Here is an 18,969-nt window from a genome sequence, read left to right on the forward strand (position 1 = left end):
GGCCCGAAGTATGCGCATATTGCACCGAGAAGCCAGTTTACCGAAAAACGCAGCCCGCGGGCACGCTATCATACAACCATCGTTTTTTTTCGCATGCCTTCCGTCGTGCGAGCTCCGATAGTATACGCGAAAGGATAGTGCCGATGAGTGCATTTCTTGATTCCATGCTGGCCCGCGCCAAGGGCGACCTGCAGACGATCGTGCTTCCCGAGGGCGACGACGAGCGCACGCTGCAGGCGGCCGAGCGCATCTTGGCCGAAGGGGTGGCGAACCTCGTCATCTTGGGCGATGCCGCGGCCATCGAGGCGAGCCCCTACGCGCTGGACGGCGCGCGCATCGTGGACGTGCGCACGGCCGAGGAGCGCGCCGAGTTCGCCGCAGCCCTCTACGAGCTGCGGCGCCACAAGGGCCTGACGCCCGAGCAGGCCGAGGCCCTCATGGACGACGTGCTGTACTTCGGCGTGATGATGGTGAAGCAGGGGCTGGCCGACGGCATGGTGGCCGGCGCCTGCCACGCCACCGGCGACGTGCTGCGCCCGAGCCTGCAGATACTCAAGACCGCGCCCGGCGTGAAGCTGGTCAGCTCGTTCTTCGTCATGTGCGTGCCCGACTGCGACTTGGGCGCGCACGGCACGTTCCTTTTCTCCGACTGCGGCCTGGAGGTGCAGCCCGACAGCGAGAGGCTGGCGCACATCGCCGTGAACTCCGCGAAGTCGTGGGAGACCCTCATGGGCGAGGAGGCCCGCGTGGCGTTGCTGTCGCATTCGACCCATGGTTCGGCCAAGAACGCCGATGCCGCCAAGGTGGTGGAGGCGACCGAGATCGCGCGGGAGCTGGCGCCCCATCTGGCGCTGGACGGCGAGCTGCAGCTCGACGCGGCCATCATCGGCTCCGTGGGCGCGTCGAAGGCGCCCGGCTCCCCCGTGGCCGGCCGTGCGAACGTGCTCGTGTTCCCCGACCTGGACGCCGGCAACATCGGCTACAAGCTCGTGCAGCGCCTCGCCCGCGCCGAGGCGTACGGCCCCGTCACCCAGGGCATCGCCGCGCCGGTGAACGACCTGTCGCGCGGCTGCTCCGCCGATGACATCGTGGGCGTCATCGCCATCACCTGCGTGCAGGCCCAGGCGAAAGCCGCCGAATAGCGAAGCGCCTGCAGGCCGCCCCCGCCTATGCGCAAGGGGGCGGCCGAGCGCAGGGGATTTCCTGCTCCCCCGGACGGCCATGCACGGCATACCAAGGCGGCCCCGCGCGTTGCGCGGGGCCGCTCCAGGTTCTGGGCTCGCAGGAGAAAGCGCCCTACGCCAGCACCGGCTCCTCGTCGAACACGGTGCCTTCCACGCGCATCTGCTCGTGGACGATGTCGTAGGTGTCGCGCGCGATCATGTACTCCTCGTTCGTGGGGATGATGATGATCTTCACCTGCGAGGAGTCGGCCGATATCTCGCGCTCGAAGCCGCGCTGGCGGTTCTTCTCCTCGTCGAGGATGATGCCGAGCGGCTGCAGGCCGGTGAAGATCATGCGGCGCATCTTCTCGCAGTTCTCGCCCACGCCGGCCGTGAGCACGATGGCGTCCACGCCGCCCATGACGGCGATGTACTGGCCGATGTACTTCTTCACGGAGTTCGAGTACATGTCGTAGGCGAGCATGGCGCGCTCGTCGCCCTTCTCGGAGGCGTCACGCACGCTGCGCAGGTCGTTCGAGATGCCCGAGATGCCCAGCAGGCCCGACTTCTTGTTCATGAGGTCGTTCATCTCGGCGCCGGTCAGGTTCTCGTGCTCCATGACGAAGGGCACGATGGCCGGGTCGATGGCGCCGCAGCGCGTGCCCATCATGAGGCCGTCGAGCGGCGTGAGGCCCATGGACGTGTCCACGGCCACGCCGTGGTCGATGGCGCTGATGGAGCAGCCGTTGCCCAGGTGGCACGTGATGAGCTTGAGGTCCTCTATCGGCTCGTCGAGCACGGCGGCGGCGCGCTCGGAGATGTAGCGGTGGCTCGTGCCGTGCGCGCCGTACTTGCGGATGGCGTACTTCTCGTACAGCTCGTAGGGCAGCGGGTACATGTAGGCCTTCGGGGGCAGCGTCTGGAAGAACGACGTGTCGAACACGGCCACCATGGGCACGTCCGGCATGTGCTTCTGGCAGGCGTGGATGCCCATGAGGGCGGCGCCGTTGTGCAGCGGCGCGAGCTCGGCCAGCTCGTCTATCTTGTCGATGACGTCCTGGTCGATGAGCACCGAGCGGTCGAAGTACTTGCCGCCCTGCACGATGCGGTGCCCCACGGCGTCGATCTCGTCGAGCGAGTCGATGGCCTTCGCCGGGCCCGACGTGAGCGATTCCAGGACGAGCGCCATGGCGTCGTCGTGGTCGGACATCTTGGCGTCGATGACCTCCTCGTTCTTGTCGAGGCCGTGCTTGTGGAAGGCCTCCGCCGAGCCCACGCGCTCGCAGATGCCCTTCGCGAGCAGCTCGTGCTGCTCCACGTTCACCAGCTGGTACTTCAAGGAAGATGATCCTGCATTGATAACGAGAACGTTCAACGACCTGCCTCCTTTTGGGCTCAATTCCTGAAACAATTAGTTTAGGGAAGCACTGCGGTCGTTGAATGGATACGGCCCGTTCATTCGGCAAACGGCGCGCCGCTCACCGAAAAAGCGTGACAGGGGGACGGGGATATTGTCACATTCCGTGACGCATCACGACCAGGCATGACGAACGTGAATGTGACAATATCCCCGTCCCCCTGTCACGCCCCGTTGCCGCAGAGCTACTTCCGCGAAGGGTCGCCCGAGTTCATGGGAGCGCCGCCCAGCACGTGCACGTGCAGGTGGTGCACCGACTGCTGCGCGTCGTCGTTCGTGTTCACGATCACGCGGTAGCCGCTCTCGGCGATGCCCTTGATGTCGGCCACCTTGCGCACCATGTTGAACAGGTAGCCCAGCTCCTCGTCCGGCACGCCGTCGCCGATGTTGTCGTAGTGGTCCTTCGGCACGATGAGCGTGTGCACCGGCATCTGCGGGCTCACGTCCTCGAACGCGAGCACCCGCTCGTCCTCGTACACCTTCGTCGACGGGATCTCCCCCGCCACTATCTTGCAGAACAGGCAGTCTTCCTTGCGCATGGCGCCCTCTCCTTCCTTTCCGTGCGCCGCCCCGTCGGGGCGGCGTCAGCCTACGACAGCGTGGCGTCGCGCGTGGCGTCGTCCACCTCGCCCTCGAGCTCGCCCATCAGCACCTCGACCTTCTGCTGCGCCTCGTTCAGGCGGCCCTGCAGCGCGCGCAGCAAAGACACGCCGCGCTCGTAGCTGACCAGGCTGTCCTCGAGCTCCAGCGAGTTGCTCTCCAGAACCCGCACGATGCCGTCGAGCTCGCCCATGGCCTCGCGGAACGTCAGCTCCTCGACGGGCTTGCGATCACCGGTCTCCATTGTCCTCATCCTCCCATAGTATCATCTCGATGTCCTCGCGCCGAGCCGACTCCACGCGGCACGCCAGCACGCCGTCCGACACCGTCACCTCGAGCGCCGAGCCAGGCGGCGCGTCCTCGACGCGCTTCGCCACGGCGCCTTCTTGGGTGCGCGCGATGGCGTAGCCGCGCCCGAGGACGGACAGGGGCGACAGGTCCTCCAAGCGCGCGGCCGCGAGCGCCGCCTGCTGGCCGAACCGGGGCACGAGCCCGGGCCCCAGCGACGCGAGCCGCTGCCGCGCGTGCCCGACCTGCACCCGATCGCGCTCCAGGTTGGCGGGCAGGGCCGGCAGCAGACGCTCACGGTACCGCTCGAGCGCGGCCCGCTCGCGCGCCACGCCCTCGGGCAGGAGGCGCGCCAGCCGCTCGCGCTGGCGGTCGAGCGTGGCGCGGTCGCGCTCCAGGTTGGCGGGGATGGCTCGGAACAGCCGCTCCGAGGCCAGGTCGACGCCCTGCATCGGGGCGGCGAGCAGCAGGTTCGGGTCCCGGAGCACGGGGCGCTCGGCGCAGCGGCGCACCTCGGCGGCCGCCCGCTCCACGGCGCGCCCGGCGCTCATGGACAGCGAGCGGGCATGCGCGCAGAACAGCTCCGCCAGGCTCTCGCGCGTGGGCGTGACGGCCATGGCCGCGTAGGTGGGCGTGGAGGCGCGCCGGTCGGCCACCATGTCGGCGATAAACGTGTCCGGCTCGTGCCCGATGCCGGTGACCACGGGGATGGGGCACGCCGCGATGGCGCGCGCCAGGGCCTCGTCGTTGAAGGGCATCATGTCCTCGTAGGACCCGCCGCCGCGCCCGACCAGCATGACCTCCACGCCGGCGCGGTACATGCAGCGCATGCCCTCCACGATGCTGGCGGCGGCCTGGGCGCCCTCCACCTGCACGCCCGCCACGAACACGCGCGCCACGGGGAAGCGGTTGCGCAGCGTGCGCAGCATGTCGTGCACGGCGTCGCCGCGCGGCGAGGTGACGATGCCGATGGTCAGCGGGAACTGCGGGATGGGCAGCTTGCGCGCCGGGTCCATGAGCCCCTCGGCCTCCAGCTTGCGCGCGAGCGCCGCCACCTGGGCGCGCAGGCGCCCCTCGCCGGCAAGCTCGATCGAGAACACGTCGAAGTTCATGCGGCCCTTGGCCGCGTACAGCGTGAACCTGCCGGTCAGCTCGACCAGCTGCCCCACGGCCAGATCCACGCCCGAGGCCTTGTAGCGGCCCATCCACATCATGCAGGGCAGCGCGGCGTCGGCATCCTTCACCGTGAAGTACACGGCCTTGTAGCCGCGCTTGCTGCTCGTCTCGGACACCTCGCCCACCAGGCGCACGACCACGCCCTCGAGCGCGCCCTTCGCAAGGGCCATGGCCGCGGAGACGGAGAGCGCCGCAGACGCGCCCCCGGCGCCCGCCTCGTGCCCTCCGCGCGCAGGGCCGCCCACAGGCGCGGCAGCGCACGAGTCGGCCGCGGAGGAGCCGGCCGTCGCGGCGCGCGCCCGCTCGAGCGCGTCGGCCAGGGCCGCGCGCGTCCCTTCTCCTCGATCCCCCATGTACGCCTCCGCTATTCCCGGCGCTGGCCCAGCAGCCACAGCAGCTGCAGGATGGACGTGAGGGCCGCCGCCACGTAGGTGAGCGCGCAGGCGCGCAGCACGCTGAACGCACCGCCCTGCTCGGACTGCGGCAGCGCGATGGTGTCCATATAGGTCATGGCGCGGCGCGAGGCGTTGAACTCCACCGGAAGCGTGACCAGCTGGAACAGCACCACCACGGCGTACATGACGATGGCGAGCGTCGTGAGCTGATTGCTCACCAGTATGATGCCCAGCATGAGCAGGAAGATCCACGCGTTCGAGGCCAGGTTCACCACGGGCACGATGGCCCCGCGGATCTTCATGGGCGCGTAGTTCTCGGCGTACTGGCAGGCATGCCCCACCTCGTGGCATGCGGTTGCCGTGGCCGTGATGGAGCGCCCGTCGAACGCGTCGGGCGAGAGCGTCACCGAGTTCGTGCGCGGGTCGAAGAAGTCCTGGCCCGGCCCGCCACGGTGCACCGCCACGTTCGTCACGCCGTAGTAGGCGAGCATGCGCCGCGCGGCCTCGGCGCCGGTGAGCCCGTTGGAGATGGGCACCCTCGTGTACTTCTTAAGCTGCGAGTTCACGTACCACGTGGCGAGCCCGCCGATGGCGAGCGTGACCACGATCAGCAGCAGGTATCCGTTGCTCAATCCGAAAAACATAGGACGTAACCACTCCTTCGAAGGGGTTGCTTCCGCGGCCGCACGGCGGCCGCTCTGTACCGTACACCTGTATTATACAAGAGCATGAAATCGGGCCGAAAACACGCGGCAAACAGCGTGGAATCACCAAAGGCGCGTTACCGAGCCGTGATCTTCCCGCAACCCTGCGGCCACGGGCCCGTCATCAGGTGCGGCCCGTGCCGGCGCCCGCCGCCTTTCCGGGCCACGGGCCCGGCCGGCCTCACGCGGCGCCGGGGCCCTCCCGTCGCTCCACCTTGAGCCCGCCGTCCAGGCTGAGCGCCAGCCGGCCGTCCAGAAGCTCCAGCAGCTCCTCCCCCACGATGGCGCGCCGCCAGCCGCGCAGCAGGTCCACGCCCTCGCGGTATCCGCGCGCGACGCGCGCGAGGTCGTCGTGGCTGGCCAGCGTGGGAAACGCGATGCCGTTCTCCTTGGCGCGCAAACGCACGAGCGCGCTCATGAGGTCGAGCTCCGCATCCACGTTCGGCTCGCTCTTGCCGCAGCGGTCGAGCTCGGGCCACGTGTCCGGCGGCGCCGAGAGCGCCGAGGAGATGAGCGACACCACCGCGCGCGCGTCCTTCGTGGACAGGCGGTCGGACAGCCCCCGCACCATGAACAGCTCGTCGATCGTGCGCGCCTCGCGCTTGCACGCCTCCACGATCTGCTCGTCGGTGACCACCCACTTCCGCGGCACGTCGCGGCGCTGCGCCTCCAGCTCGCGCCAGGCCGCCACCTCGCGCGCGGCCGAGAGCTGCCGGCGCGACAGCTGGGACACGCGCTTGAGCCGCCGGAAGCGCTCGCGCTCGTTCGCCTCGTAGCGCGCCGGGTCGGACAGCTCCTCGAAGTCGTGGTCGAGCCAGTGCAGCCGCCCCTTCTCCTCCAGCGCCGCCCGCATGCCCGCATACAGCCGCGGGAGGTACACCACGTCGTCGGCCGCGTAGTCGCGCTGCGAGGCAGACAGCGGCCGGCGCGACCAGTCGGTGAACGAGTCGATCTTCTTGAGCGACACGCCGCATTCGGCATGCACGAGCGCCGCGTAGCCGATCTGCTGCGTGTGGCCCAGCAGCGCCGCCGCGATCTGCGTGTCGAATACGGGGCGCGGGAGCACGCCCACCTCGCGCAGGATGATCTCCAGGTCCTGCCCCGCCGCGTGGAAGAGCTTCACGATGCGCTCGTCCTCCAAAAGCGGCGCCATCACGGAAAGGTCGTCCATCTCGAAGGGGTCGACGATCAGCACCTCGTCATCGGTGGCCATCTGCAAAAGGCACAGCTTGGCGTAGTACGTCTTCTCGCGCAAGAACTCCGTGTCGATGGCGAGCACGCTCGACGAGCGCGCCCGCTCCACGAATGCCGCGAGGTTTTCCTGGGTAGCAATATACATGTACGAGATTCCCTGCCTTGTCATCCGCGCTCCATGTTGTACTATGCCATCATAGCAAACAGAAAGGGATTGTGTGAAACTGCTCGTCATCAACAACCTTGCCTCGGGTTTCGGAGAAGGGTCCGTCTACGACTTCATCCGCTCGTTCGCCCGCGACGGCGACGAGGTGTGCGTGCGCTCGACCGACGGCACCACCGACGTGCGCGACCTCCTGGGCGACGCGGAGGAGTTCGACGCCGTGGTGGCGAGCGGCGGCGACGGCACGGTGGCCACCGTGAGCTACCGTCTGGCGAACACGGGCGTCCCCATCCTGCCGTTTCCCGCGGGCACGGCGAACCTGCTGGCCGCGAACCTGGCCTCGCCCATGGAGCCCCACGCGCTCGCGAAGCTCGTGCGCGAGGAGCGCACGCTCGACTTCGACCTGGGCGAGATCGAGGTGGACGGGCAACGCTTCGGCTTCGGCATCATGGCGGGGGCCGGCTACGACGCGGCCATCATGCACGGCGCCGCGCCGGCGAAGCGCCTGCTGGGCCCCATGGCCTACTTCTCGGCCGCCTTGGCGAACCCCTTGCCGCAGACCTCCAAGTTCAAGCTGGACCTCGACGGCGAGCACGTTGAGAGCGAGGGCCTGGGCATCCTTTTGGTGAACTTCTCGAAGATCCAGTTCGACATCACGGTCACGCATGAGAACGAGCCGCGCGACGGCGTGTTCGACGTGGTGGTGCTGAAGGCCCAGAACGCCTTCGAGCTCATCCCCGCGCTCCTCGCCGGCCTGCTCGACCGCGGCGGCGACTTCCCCGAACGCACGGGCTCGCTCGAGATCCACCGCGCCCGCGAGGTGCGCGTGGAGGCCGACCCGCCCATGGAGGTGCAGTACGACGGCGAGGCCACCAACCTCACCACGCCGTTCACCGCCCACATCATGCGCCGCGCCGCCCGCTTCTTCGTGAGCGAGGAAGGCTGGAGCCTCTTCGCCGAGAAATAGGGCGTGGCAGGGGGACGCCCGTCCCCCTGCCACGCCAGACGCCATCCCCGCCCCCTGCCTCACGGCCGGCTGGAGAAGAGGGGCACGCCTACTTCTCCGCGGGCTCCTCGTACGTCGGCTCGACGTCCTCCACCTGGGCGCCTATCTCCAGCGGGGCGTCGAAGGCGGCGCTCGCGGTGCTCGAGGAGGCCATGAGCTCCTTGAACGATGCGGCGTCCTCTCCGGCCATCGGCATCATCACGTACACGTTGTTGCCGATGATGACGGGCCGGATGCGCTCGGCGGCGGCCGCCTTCGCGCCCTCGGCCGAAGCCCCTGCGGCGGCATCGCCGTCGGCATCGCGCTTCATCTGCTCCATCATCTCGGCGCGCACGCTGTCGATCTGCGCGGCCGTCTCGTTCTGCCAGCGCTCCTTGCGCCACGCGAGGACGTTCGCGTTATAGCGCATCTGGATGACCTCGAGCACGATGCAGAACACCATGGCGAAGTACACGATCAGCTTCTCGAGCGGCATGTGCATGAGCTCGATGCCGGTGTGGAAGCCCGCGCTGTCGATGACCAGCAGGCAGCCGATGGCCACGATGAACGTGAGCGCGAGCATCTTCATCTCGGGGTGCCCGTTGATGAAGTTGGAGATGGGGTCGATGAAGATCATCATGAGGAACACGGCCAGCATGACGGCGATGATCATGATGATGAGGTGGTCGGCCATACCCACGGCCGTGATGACCGAGTCGATGGAGAACACGAGGTCCATGACCATGATGGTGCCCACCGCCTGCGGCAGCGCGATGCGGTGGAGCGCCTTGTGCTCCTCGCAGTGCTCGGCCTTGAGCTCGGTGAGCTTGAGCGTGTCGCGCAGCTCGGCGATGCCCTTGTAGATAAGGTAGGCGCCGCCGACGAGCAGCACGAGGTCGCGCACCGAGAACCCGTGCGCGTAGGGCCCGAGGTCGATGGTGAACAGCGGCGTGGTCATATGCACGAGGAACGACGCGAAGCACAGGAAGACGATGCGCATGACGAGCGCGCCCGCCAGGCCGAGCTTGCGGCCGATGTGCTGCTTGTCCTCGGGCAGGCGGTTCGTGGTGATCGAGATGAACACCAGGTTGTCCACGCCGAGCACGATTTCCAGGAAGATGAGGCTGACCAGGCTGATCCATGCCTCGGGCGATGCGAAGATTGACAGATCCACGGGTTGCTAGCTCCTTTGTCGGGTTCCTCGTCCGTACCGCAGGCGGGCAGAGTCCACAAAAAAGACTCATGGCGCGGCTGCATGCATGCAAGCTGCGCCATGAGTCTCGTTATTCAAGACACGCCAGGCTTTTCGGCCATGATGTTGAACGTGCCGCTCGCGCTTCCAGAGCGCGAGCCAACTACTCCCCCACGGGCGAGACGTATCCTATCACGGAGCGGTGTGGGAACAATGCTATAATGCCCAAAGCACACAAACCCCTCAGGAGTACGCTCATGTTTTTCAACGCGCGAAAGAACGGCTACGACGCGGGCGACGGCCCCGTCCGCTACCTGGACGGCAGCTCGCTCACCCGCCCGCTGGAGGCGCCCCGGCCCCAGATGCTCGCCATGGCCGCGTTCGTCTTGGCCGCAGCCGTCATCGGCGGGGTCTTCCTGTTCAACGTCATCGACAACGTGACGCACTCGGCCGAGCGCACGCGGGCGACGGTCGAGCAGAACCTCGCACGCCCCGCCTCCATGGCCAGCCTGCCGAACCTCGCCTCGCTCGTCGGCCTCGATGCCGAGGGCGTCAAGACCGCGTTCGCGGAATCCGGCTGGTCCATCGCCGACAAGGGCGCGCTCTCCGGCGACGAAAGCGGCAACCTGGACCTCATCAAGCTGCCCGACGACGTGAGCGAGGCCCAGGCCCTTCTCATGTACAGCAACGTATCCAGCCTGTCCGCGGCCGACGCCACCCTGCTGCTCAACGGATCATGGCAGTTCACGTCCGAGGCGGGCGGTTCCGTGAACATGCGCGTGAAGTACGCCGACTTCTCGTCCGGCAGCGTGGAGGCCGCCGTGCAGACGGCCATCGCCTCCGAGGGCTTCGATCCGGCCACGGCCGGCGAGATGGCCGTCGACGAGTCGGGCAACACGTTCCAGGAGGGCACGGTCGCCGCAGGCGACGCCACGTACCACTGGCGCGTGTCCGCCATCAAGCTCTCGAGCGTCTACGACATCAAGGGACTGCCGGACACCGCCGTGTACGTGGGCATCCGCCTGTACGCCTAGACGCCCCGCCGCAGGAGGCAGGTGAGACAGGGGGACGGGAACGATGCCTCGTTCTGCGGCGCAGCCAAGGGCGGTACCTCCCTGATGACACAGGACATGACGCAGCGTGACACAGGACGGGGATAACGTCATCATTTTTGTTTGCCAAAAATGATGACGTTATCCCCGTCCCCCTGTCTCCCCTGTCTCCTCTTTAATTATCCACCGCAAAAAATAGAAGAAAACCCTTGCCCCCTTGAGGGGCTTCCCCGGTGCATCCTCGGGGCTACCCCGATTGGCAGGACCTCGCCTTCGGCGCATCATACGAGGTGAGGAAAGAGGGAGCGAATGAGACTATCAAGCGTCATAGCCGGCCTGTCAGCCGCTGCCGTGGCCTTCCAGGGCGTCGCCTATGCCGTGCAGGGCCCCGCAAAGAGCCTGTTGCGACCCCCCGGGGCGCAGGGCGAGGCCGATTTCTCGGCCCGCTGCATCAAATGCGGCAAGTGCATGGAGACCTGCCCGTACGTCGCCCTCTTCCCTGCACCCGGCAACCAGGGACTCGCCGCCGGGACCCCCATGGTCGACGCGCGCGCCCAGGCCTGCCGCCTGTGCGAGGACTTTCCCTGCGTCGAGGCCTGCCCCACGAACGCGCTGCGCGGCATCGAGGAGCGCTCCGACGTGCGCATGGGCACGGCCGTGATCGACGAGGATCTGTGCATCGCGTTCCAGGGCATGCGCTGCGAGGTGTGCTACCGCACCTGCCCGCTCATCGACCAGGCTATCTCGATCGACTACCGCCTGCGCGAGGGCGATGCCATCCATTCCGTGTTTGCTCCCGTCATCGACGAGGAGCAGTGCGTGGGCTGCGGCCTGTGCGTCGAGCGCTGCGTGGTGGACGAGCCGGACGTCGCCATCCGCATCAGGACCGACGCCGAGCATCCCCGTGCCGGCGCCTGACCCAAGCACTGCCAATCCGTTCGAGGAACGGTGGGATAGAAGAGCGAAGAGCTAAAAGCTAAGAGCTAAAAGGGAGAGAAGGAGGGGTGTCATGGACATCTCAAGACGAGCATTCGTCAAGGCGACGGCCGTCGCGCTGGCGAGCGCCGCAGCGGCGGGCAGCTTAGCGTCGATGACCGGCTGCGCGGGCGGCGGTTCGGGCTCCACGGGCGCCGCGTCGGGCGGCGAGGGGCAGAAGCACACGGCCGTGTGCCGGTTCTGCGGCTGCGGATGCGGCGTGATCTGCGAGGTGAAGGACGGCAAGCTCGTGAGCGTGACGGGCGACCCGGAGAACCTTTCCAACAAGGGACTCAACTGCGTGAAGGGCTACTACCTGGGCAAGATCCTCTACGGTGACGACCGTCTGACCAAGCCGCTCATCCGCGAGGACAAGGCCACGAAGGGCACCGACGAGGGCCTGCGCGAGGCCACGTGGGACGAGGCGCTGGAGCTCGTGTCCGCGAAGCTCAAGGAAACGTGGAAGGCCGACAAGACCCGCCTGGCGTTCTGGCTCTCCGGCCAGCAGCCCATCACCGAGGGCTACGCCTGCGCCAAGTTCATCAAGGCGGGCCTGCTGTCCAACAACGTCGACCCGAACGCGCGCCTGTGCATGGCCAGCGCCGTGGTGGGCTTCATGAACGTGTTCCAGACCGACGAGCCGGCCGGCTGCTACGCCGACCTCGACAACGCCGACGTGTTCGTCACCTGGGGCGCCAACATGGCCGAGGCGCACCCCATGCTGTACTCGCGCCTCACGGCCCGCAAGCTCTCGGGCAAGAACGTGAAGCACTACGACCTGGGCACGCTGCGCACCCGCACGTCTGTTAGCGCCGATACGGTCATGCTGTTCAAGCCGAACACCGACCTGGCCATCGCGAACTGCATCGCGAACTACCTCGTGCAGAACAAGAAGTACGACGAGGCCTTCGTGAACGACCACCTGCAGTTCAAGCAGGGCACCGAGAACATCGGCAATGCCACCGACGACGGCTACGACGCCAGCGACGTGGGCAAGACCGTCGACGCCGTGAGCCCCATCACGTTCGAGGAGTACGCCGCGCGCCTGGCGCCCTACACCTTCGAGTACACCTCGGAGCTCTCCGGCGTGCCGGCAGAGGACCTGAAGGCGCTCGCGCTCGAGTTCGCCGACCCTGACAAGAACATCATGTCGCTGTGGACGATGGGCGTGAACCAGCACAACCGCGGCACCTGGATGAACCACAACCTCTACAACATCCACCTGCTCTCCGGCAAGATCGCCCGCCCCGGCTGCGGCCCGTTCTCGCTCACCGGCCAGCCCACGGCCTGCGGCACGGCCCGCGAGGTGGGCACGTTCTCTCACCGCCTGCCCGCCGACCTCCTGGTGGCCAACGCCCAGCACCGCCGCTACACCGAGGCCATCTGGGATCTGCCCGAGGGCTACCTCGACGCCATCCAGAAGCCCGGCATGCACACGGTGAAGATCTTCCGCGAGATGTCGAAGGGCAACCTCGACTTCCTGTGGACCGCGCACAACAACTGGGCGCAGTCCATGCCGAACCTCACCCGCTTCCTGGGACAGGGCGACAAGAAGGGCATCTTCGACACGTTCATCGTGGTGAACGAGGTGTACCCGACGCTGTCCACCCAGTACGCCGACGTCGTGCTGCCCGTGGCCCTGTGGGTGGAGCGAGAGGGCCAGTTCGGCAACGCCGAGCGGCGCACGGCGGTGTTCGAGAAGGCCGTGAACCCGCCGGGCGAGGCCAAGTGGGACCTGTGGGCGTTCATGGAGGTGGCGCACCGCGTGCTCGACGGCGAGCAGATCGACGGCAAGGACGCCTTCGACCACCTGTTCGGCTTCATCTACGACAAGGGCGCGCACGACTTCAAGAACGACGGGCGCGAGACGAACCGCCTGCTGTGGGAGGAGTACCGCATCTTCTCGAACCCCGAGATGAACGAGAAGGCCAAGGCCATCAACGACGACGCCGACGGGAAGTTCAACGCGAAGCTGAAGATGGAGGCCAAGCAGCTGGCGCCCTACGAGGAGTACCTGGCGCGCCACGGCATGACCTGGCCCGTGCGCAACGTGGACGGAAAGTGGCTCGAGACGCACTGGCGCTTCGCCGACGGCAAGCAAGCCGACGGCTTCGACGAGATAGGCGTGGCGAAGTACGGCAAGCAGGGCCTGGCCAACAACCTGTCGTTCTACAAGTCCGCCAACCTGAAGCCCTCGGTGGTGTTCCGCCCCTACGAGCCGCCGGCAGAAGAGCCCGACGACGAGTACCCGTTCTACTTCTGCACAGGGCGCCTCCTGGAGCACTGGCACACCGGCACCATGACGCGCCGCGTGCCCGAGCTCGACCGCGCGCTGCCCGAGGCGCTGCTGAACATCCATCCGAACGACGCGTCGAAGCTCGGCGTGAAGGACGGCGACCTCGTGCACGTGAAATCGCGCTTCGGCGAGTTCGACATCAAGGCCTCCACGGCCGGTCGCACCGAACCGCAGGAGGGCATCGTGTTCGCGCCTTTCTTCGCCGAGGAGACGCTGGTGAACCTGGCGGTGCAGGACACGTACTGCCCGCTGTCGAAGGAGCCCGACTACAAGAAGACCTGCGTCTCTATCACGAAGGTCGAGGGGTGATCGCTATGAGGAAACATTTGGTTGCCGGCGCCCTCGTGGTTGCGATGGCGTTCGGCACGCTGGCCGCGGCCGGATGCTCGGGCCCCGCGCCCGCGGAGGACGTGAACGCGAACGTGCCGGTCGGCGCGCCGCCGCTCATGCCCGCCACCCATCAGGACCGGTTCGAGACCTTGGGCGCCTCCGGCTGCTACGGCTGCCACGGCGCGAGCGAGCGCTCGAACCCGATGCTGAACGGTTCCAAGGCCATGCCCGAGGACCACTATGCGGACGGCTCGTCCCAGACGCTCGAGCTCGATCCCACGCACGACCAGTGCAACACCTGCCACGTGCAGGGCTAGCACGTCGAGAAAGCACCCTTCCCCGTTGGGGCGGCTCCCTCCGCCGCCCCAACCCCCTTCGCCACCTTGGCTGTCCGCGAAAGCGTTCCCTGCGACCGCTTTCGCGGACAGCCAAACGGAACGTGCCCCGATGCGGGGCACCCGAATGCAAGGAGAACAGCATGGTCATATCAAGCCTCGTCGTGGAGACGACGCCCGAAACCACGGCGCGCGTGGCCGAGGACCTCGGCCGCATCGAGGGCGTCGAGGTGCACGAGACGAACGGCTACAAGGTCGTGGTGACCATAGAGGCCGAGACGCTCGACGAGTCGCACGACATCGCCAGCACGTTCGTCGCCCTCGAGGGCGTCATCGGCATCAACCTGGTGTACGCCAACTTCGAGGACGACCCCACGGTGCAGAAGGCAGCCGAGAGATGATGCGCACCCCGAACACCTCGCATTCACTCAAGTGGTCCTGGCTGCGGCACGCGGTGCAGATAGCGGCCCTGCTGCTGTTCGCCGCGCCGCTGCTCGTTGCCGGCTGGGGCCTGTTCGGGGTGTCCGTCGGCGGCGACGACCCTGTTCCCACTCCTGCCGACCTTCCCTTTTTCGGCAGCCTTTCCTCTTCATCGATAGGAGGGGTCACCCTCCTGGACCCGTTCGGGGTTCTTCAGGTCGTCGCCGCTTCCAAGACATTCGAGCTCGAGTGGCTCTGGTTCGCGCTGCCGGTCGTGGCGTTCTACGGACTCGTGCGCGCCCGGGCGTTCTGCGGCTGGGTGTGCCCGGTGAACCTGCTGCTGGAGCTGGTGGACGCGCTGCGCCGCAAGCTGGGCATCAAGGTAAGCGAGGCGCCCGTGCCGCGCCGCGCGAAGATCGGGGTCGCGCTGGCCGTGCTCGTGCTGTCGGCGGCCACCAGCGTGCCGCTGTTCGAGTCGTTCTCGCCCATCGGCGCCGTGAACAAGGGCATCCTCTTCGGCAGCGTGGCGGGGCTCTGGACGCTCGGGGCCATCGTGGCGGCGGAGCTTTTCTGGGGCCACCGCGTGTGGTGCCGCGCGCTCTGCCCGCTCGGCGGCTTCTACGAGGCCATCGGCCGCGTGGGCGTGGTGAACGCGAGGTACGACCGCACGGCCTGCATCCACTGCGACGCGTGCCGCAAGGCGTGCCTGGCCGACCCGTCCATCCTGAACCCGGTGCTCGCCGGAGACGAGACGTACGTGCGCGCCGGCGACTGCATGGCCTGCGGCTCCTGCGTGGATGCCTGCCCCACCCGCGCCCTGTCGCTGGGCCTGGGCAAGGGCGCCAAGGAGGCGCCCGAAGCCTCCGCCGACGAGGTCCCCGCGAAAGCGTAAGGGCGCTCCCATAGCCGGTCGAAGGCACCTGCGCGATGCGGGACCGCCCAGCACGCCGGGCGGTCCCGCCGAGGTCGATCGCATGCGCCGGACAGCACCTCCCCCAACAGGCAAGCTCCCCTCCGGCCGGCCACAAGGGCTCACACGTCCAGCAGCTTGTGCTCCAGGGCGTAGGACACCAAATCGGCGCGGGTCTTGAACCCGAGCTTCTTGTAGATCTTCGAGCGATGGGCTTCCACGGTCTTCACGGAGAGGTACACCTGCTCCGATATCTCCTTGTTCGTGTACCCCTTCGCCAGAAGCTGCAGTATCTCCAGCTCGCGGTTCGACAGCTGCTGGTAGGAGCGGTCCTCCTCCTCGCCGGCGCCCACGAGTTGCTTGGTGAGCAGCGCGGCCATCTTCGGGTGGATGTAGCTGCCGCCCCCGGCCACGGCGTGGACGGCGGAGAGCAGCTCCTCTGACGTGGAGTTCTTCAGCACGTAGCCCGCAGCTCCCCCGCGCAGCGTGTAGAACAGGTACTCGGGCTCGGCGAACATGGTGAGGATGACGATGCGCGTGCCGGGGAAGTCGCGCGCGATCTTCTCGCAGGCCACCAGGCCGCTCTGGCCGGGCGGCATGGAGATGTCCATGAGCAGGATGTCGGGCCTCTCGCGCGAGACTATCGTATAGGCCTGCGTGCCGTCCGCAGCCTCGGCCACCACCTTGATCTCGGCGTCCTGCTCCAAGATCATCTTGAACCCGGCGCGCACCACCTCGTGGTCGTCGGCCAGCACCACGCGTATCATGCCGCACCGCCTTCCGCCATCTTCATGGGCGCGACGAGCGTCACGACGGTGCCGCCCCCGTCGGAGGCCATCGTGAGGGTGGCGCCGATCAGACGTGCGCGCTCGCGCATGCCGGAGAGCCCGCAGCCGCTCCCCTTCACCTCGGGGTGCTCCACGTCGAAGCCGCAGCCATGGTCCACGACGGTGGCGTGCATCCAGCCGTCGGCGTCCTCCAGCGTCACGTAGACCTTGTCGGCGCCCGAGTACTTGCAGGCGTTCAGCACGGCCTCCTGGCAGATGCGGTAGGTTTGCGTCTCGAGCGCGGGGTCGAAGCGCTTGCGCGACAGGTTCCCCTCGAACACGATCTCGGCGCCGTAGGTCTTCTCGAACACGGCCGCCTGCGAGCGCAGGGCCGGGATGAAGCCCAGGTGGTCGAGCGCCGAGGGGCGCAGCTCCACCGAGATGTTGTGAAGCTCGTCCAGGATGCGGTCGATGTCGTTGTTGGCCTCCGTGAAGAGCTGGCGCGCCTCCGCGTCGCGGCTCAGGTACGGCTCAAGGCGCTTGAGCACGAACGAGATGCCCAGGAGCTCCTGGGCTATGCCATCGTGAAGCTCGCGCGAGATGCGCTTGCGCTCGGCCTCCTGGGCGGCGATGACGCGCGACACTTCCGAGTGGACGAGCAGCGGGCTGTCCGCCTCGTCGTCGCGCTTCTCCTCGGCGATGCGCTCGAAGTCCATGAAGTCGCTCGATACCAGGTCGAAGTCGGCGAGCCGGCCCTTCTGGTCGGCTATGAAGCGGCTGTAGCTCGTGCGGTGCGCGTCGCTCACGGTGCGGAACGCGCACAGGATGGCCCCCACGACACGGCCCTCCTTCACGAGCGGCAGGGCGCAGAAGCTGTGCAGGTCCTCGGCGAACACGATGGGGTACGACGAGTACTCGCGCGGGTCGATCTCGGCATCTATGTTCGTGAACAGCATGGGCTTTCCCGCCTTGATGACGATGCCGCCGATGCCGTGCCCGGGCGCGAGCACGATGCGGTGGTGCCGCTCGTCGGTGGCGCCCGCGCTGTAGATCCACTTGAGCGGCGCCCCCAAAAACGCCGTCAACCCCAAGCCCACGAAGTCGAACCCGTAGCGCTCCTTCAGGTCCTCCACGACACGCGCGTAGACCTCGCTCCTGCCCGCAAGCACGTCCTCGCAGAAATTCGACGCCCCCATGCCTCTCCCCCTCGCCTCGGTGCGGATGCAGCTGCCGCCGTCTCCGCGAAACGGCCTCCCCTTGCTCTTCCCCATTATCCCCTATTTCGCGTGCCGTTGCACGACATTCGGCCCGCGCGCGCCTGCGCAGGAGCCTGCGGCGCGCCTTGCCCGCCGCAGGGGCGTCGCCGAATGCTCGCCGTGCCGTTGCAGGGCCGCCACCGCCCAGGGGCGGCCGCGTGGTAGGCTGCTTGCCGAAGGATCCCCCCGACAAGCGAAAGGAGCGCGACATGGAGTTCCATACCGGAGACCAGCCCGGCGAAGGGCGCTACCGCTGCAAGAACTGCGGCTACATCGTGCGCATTACGAGCGATACCGAGAAGCTGCCCGCCTGCCCCAACTGCGGCCACCACGAGTTCGAGAAGCTCGAGGACGAGGACTGACGCGCGCGGGCCGAAACGATGGCAGGCCAGCGCCCGCAAGGGTGCCGGCCTGCGCGAGGTCCGCGCCAGACAGGCGCCCGCGAGGGGCGGCTGCATGAAAAAGGCACCCGCAAGGGTGCCTTTCGAGTTTCGATGGTGCGCGATGCAAGATTTGAACTTGCGACCCCCACCGTGTCAAGGTGATGCTCTCCCCCTGAGCTAATCGCGCACATTCCGCGGTTCGGACGCCGTCCGTACCGACGAATTGGTATGTTACCAGAACACGGCGCCGTGTCAAAGGGCCTTTTCACTTTTCGGACGAAAAGTTTCGAATTGCGGGCTTGGCGTGGACGCGGTATCCCGCAGCGCAGCGGAAAGCGCGGCCTTTGGAAAGAGTTGTCATCGAGATGTGAAAAAATCAGAAATGGGGGCTTGCGCGAAAGTGGCCGTTCCAGTATTATATCTCCTCGCGACGCGGACGTGGCTCAGCTGGTAGAGCACGACCTTGCCAAGGTCGGGGTCGCGGGTTCGAACCCCGTCGTCCGCTCCATCGTCATCACGAGGCCGGTCATACTCCAAAGTTTTGGCCGGCCTTTTCCATGACGGTTTTGCCGCAACACGGCGACGTGGCCAAGTGGTAAGGCAGAGGCCTGCAAAGCCTTCACCCCCGGTTCGAATCCGGGCGTCGCCTCCATTCGCTCCTCCTTGCGAGGACGGATGACCAAAAGCACTGCACGCTTCACAATGCGGACGTGGCTCAGCTGGTAGAGCACGACCTTGCCAAGGTCGGGGTCGCGGGTTCGAACCCCGTCGTCCGCTCCACGAAACCCCGCCCGCCGGACATCGATCCGGCGGGTTTTTTCTTATCCTGCGGCATACGGCGACGGGCTCCCTCCGGCAGCATCCCGCGGCCAGCCCCCCCCTCGATGCAGCTGCACTCCAACAGCTCGACAACCTCCCCGTTCCAACCGGATGACAAACCGCCCCCTGTTCCAGGCCTTCTGCCATCA

General features: G+C 67.2%; 18 protein-coding genes and 4 tRNA genes. 12 read left to right on the top strand and 10 right to left on the bottom strand.

The features are described from left to right. Nucleotides 1–143 precede the first annotated feature (143 nt). Nucleotides 144–1,142, top strand: a complete 999-nt coding sequence (pta, locus tag K9U15_RS13280) for a phosphate acetyltransferase (RefSeq protein WP_301156343.1) — start codon at nt 144–146, stop codon at nt 1,140–1,142. A gap of 154 nt (nt 1,143–1,296) precedes the next feature. On the opposite strand, the gene K9U15_RS13285 is transcribed toward pta, so the two are convergent. From K9U15_RS13285 to rnd, 6 genes are all read right to left on the bottom strand, one after another. Next, nucleotides 1,297–2,538, bottom strand: coding sequence for an acetate/propionate family kinase (locus K9U15_RS13285; protein WP_096228496.1), 1,242 nt, complete (start codon nt 2,536–2,538; stop codon nt 1,297–1,299). 227 nt (nt 2,539–2,765) lie between these two features. After that, nucleotides 2,766–3,119: a histidine triad nucleotide-binding protein gene (locus tag K9U15_RS13290; protein WP_096228495.1), complete on the bottom strand. Its 354-nt coding sequence runs from the start codon at nt 3,117–3,119 to the stop codon at nt 2,766–2,768. A 50-nt stretch (nt 3,120–3,169) separates the two neighbouring features. After that, nucleotides 3,170–3,424: an exodeoxyribonuclease VII small subunit gene (gene xseB, locus K9U15_RS13295; protein WP_015538814.1), complete on the bottom strand. Its 255-nt coding sequence runs from the start codon at nt 3,422–3,424 to the stop codon at nt 3,170–3,172. Further along, nucleotides 3,411–4,997, bottom strand: coding sequence for an exodeoxyribonuclease VII large subunit (gene xseA / locus K9U15_RS13300; RefSeq protein WP_096228494.1), 1,587 nt, complete (start codon nt 4,995–4,997; stop codon nt 3,411–3,413). Before xseA ends, xseB begins: the two co-directional genes overlap by 14 nt. 11 nt (nt 4,998–5,008) lie before the next feature. Then, nucleotides 5,009–5,683, bottom strand: coding sequence for a zinc metallopeptidase (locus tag K9U15_RS13305; protein WP_154248575.1), 675 nt, complete (start codon nt 5,681–5,683; stop codon nt 5,009–5,011). 241 nt (nt 5,684–5,924) lie between these two features. After that, nucleotides 5,925–7,082, bottom strand: a complete 1,158-nt coding sequence (gene rnd, locus K9U15_RS13310) for a ribonuclease D (RefSeq protein ID WP_301156345.1) — start codon at nt 7,080–7,082, stop codon at nt 5,925–5,927. A 73-nt stretch (nt 7,083–7,155) separates the two neighbouring features. On the opposite strand from rnd, the gene K9U15_RS13315 reads away from it, so the two are divergent. Then, nucleotides 7,156–8,067, top strand: coding sequence for a diacylglycerol kinase family protein (locus tag K9U15_RS13315; RefSeq protein ID WP_123674522.1), 912 nt, complete (start codon nt 7,156–7,158; stop codon nt 8,065–8,067). 88 nt (nt 8,068–8,155) lie between these two features. On the opposite strand, the gene K9U15_RS13320 is transcribed toward K9U15_RS13315, so the two are convergent. Beyond that, nucleotides 8,156–9,259 (bottom strand): TerC family protein, encoded by a 1,104-nt coding sequence (locus K9U15_RS13320; protein ID WP_087192145.1) that lies wholly within the window; start codon nt 9,257–9,259, stop codon nt 8,156–8,158. 275 nt (nt 9,260–9,534) lie between these two features. Between K9U15_RS13320 and K9U15_RS13325 the strand changes: the two genes are divergently transcribed. The 6 genes from K9U15_RS13325 (at nt 9,535) to K9U15_RS13350 (ending at nt 15,577) form a co-directional block, all read left to right on the top strand. Beyond that, nucleotides 9,535–10,311 carry a teichoic acid transporter gene (locus K9U15_RS13325; protein WP_096228492.1) on the top strand — a complete coding sequence of 259 codons (777 nt, stop codon included), beginning with the start codon at nt 9,535–9,537 and terminating at the stop codon, nt 10,309–10,311. A 327-nt stretch (nt 10,312–10,638) separates the two neighbouring features. Further along, nucleotides 10,639–11,247 carry a 4Fe-4S dicluster domain-containing protein gene (locus K9U15_RS13330; RefSeq protein ID WP_154270469.1) on the top strand — a complete coding sequence of 203 codons (609 nt, stop codon included), beginning with the start codon at nt 10,639–10,641 and terminating at the stop codon, nt 11,245–11,247. A gap of 91 nt (nt 11,248–11,338) precedes the next feature. Beyond that, nucleotides 11,339–13,909, top strand: coding sequence for a molybdopterin-dependent oxidoreductase (locus K9U15_RS13335; RefSeq protein WP_227154139.1), 2,571 nt, complete (start codon nt 11,339–11,341; stop codon nt 13,907–13,909). A gap of 5 nt (nt 13,910–13,914) precedes the next feature. Further along, on the top strand, nt 13,915–14,247 hold the full coding sequence (locus K9U15_RS13340; RefSeq protein WP_096228489.1) for a hypothetical protein: 333 nt from the start codon (nt 13,915–13,917) through the stop codon (nt 14,245–14,247). Between the two features lie 161 nt (nt 14,248–14,408). Continuing rightward, complete coding sequence (locus K9U15_RS13345; RefSeq protein ID WP_087192140.1) at nt 14,409–14,666, top strand: chaperone NapD; 258 nt, start codon at nt 14,409–14,411, stop codon at nt 14,664–14,666. Then, nucleotides 14,663–15,577 carry a 4Fe-4S binding protein gene (locus K9U15_RS13350; protein ID WP_096228488.1) on the top strand — a complete coding sequence of 305 codons (915 nt, stop codon included), beginning with the start codon at nt 14,663–14,665 and terminating at the stop codon, nt 15,575–15,577. Before K9U15_RS13345 ends, K9U15_RS13350 begins: the two co-directional genes overlap by 4 nt. A 140-nt stretch (nt 15,578–15,717) precedes the next feature. On the opposite strand, the gene K9U15_RS13355 is transcribed toward K9U15_RS13350, so the two are convergent. Continuing rightward, nucleotides 15,718–16,362 carry a response regulator transcription factor gene (locus tag K9U15_RS13355; RefSeq protein ID WP_015538819.1) on the bottom strand — a complete coding sequence of 215 codons (645 nt, stop codon included), beginning with the start codon at nt 16,360–16,362 and terminating at the stop codon, nt 15,718–15,720. After that, entirely contained in the window at nt 16,359–17,558 is a 1,200-nt protein-coding gene (locus K9U15_RS13360) for a GAF domain-containing sensor histidine kinase (protein WP_096228487.1), read from the bottom strand. The genes K9U15_RS13355 and K9U15_RS13360 overlap by 4 nt, the downstream gene beginning before the upstream one ends. Before the next feature lie 269 nt (nt 17,559–17,827). Here K9U15_RS13360 and K9U15_RS13365 point away from each other — a divergent pair, with 269 nt between their 5' ends. Then, nucleotides 17,828–17,980: a hypothetical protein gene (locus K9U15_RS13365; protein ID WP_087192136.1), complete on the top strand. Its 153-nt coding sequence runs from the start codon at nt 17,828–17,830 to the stop codon at nt 17,978–17,980. A gap of 133 nt (nt 17,981–18,113) precedes the next feature. Here the strand turns inward: K9U15_RS13365 and K9U15_RS13370 are convergent. Next, nucleotides 18,114–18,188 (bottom strand) — tRNA-Val (locus K9U15_RS13370). Between the two features lie 245 nt (nt 18,189–18,433). On the opposite strand from K9U15_RS13370, the gene K9U15_RS13375 reads away from it, so the two are divergent. From K9U15_RS13375 to K9U15_RS13385, 3 genes are all read left to right on the top strand, one after another. Continuing rightward, a tRNA-Gly gene (locus K9U15_RS13375) sits at nt 18,434–18,509 on the top strand. Between the two features lie 70 nt (nt 18,510–18,579). Further along, nucleotides 18,580–18,653, top strand: a tRNA-Cys gene (locus K9U15_RS13380). Between the two features lie 52 nt (nt 18,654–18,705). Then, nucleotides 18,706–18,781: transfer RNA gene (locus K9U15_RS13385), tRNA-Gly, on the top strand. Nucleotides 18,782–18,969 lie beyond the last annotated feature (188 nt).

Source organism: Gordonibacter sp. RACS_AR68 (genome assembly GCF_030418485.1).
Lineage (GTDB): Bacteria > Actinomycetota > Coriobacteriia > Coriobacteriales > Eggerthellaceae > Gordonibacter > Gordonibacter urolithinfaciens.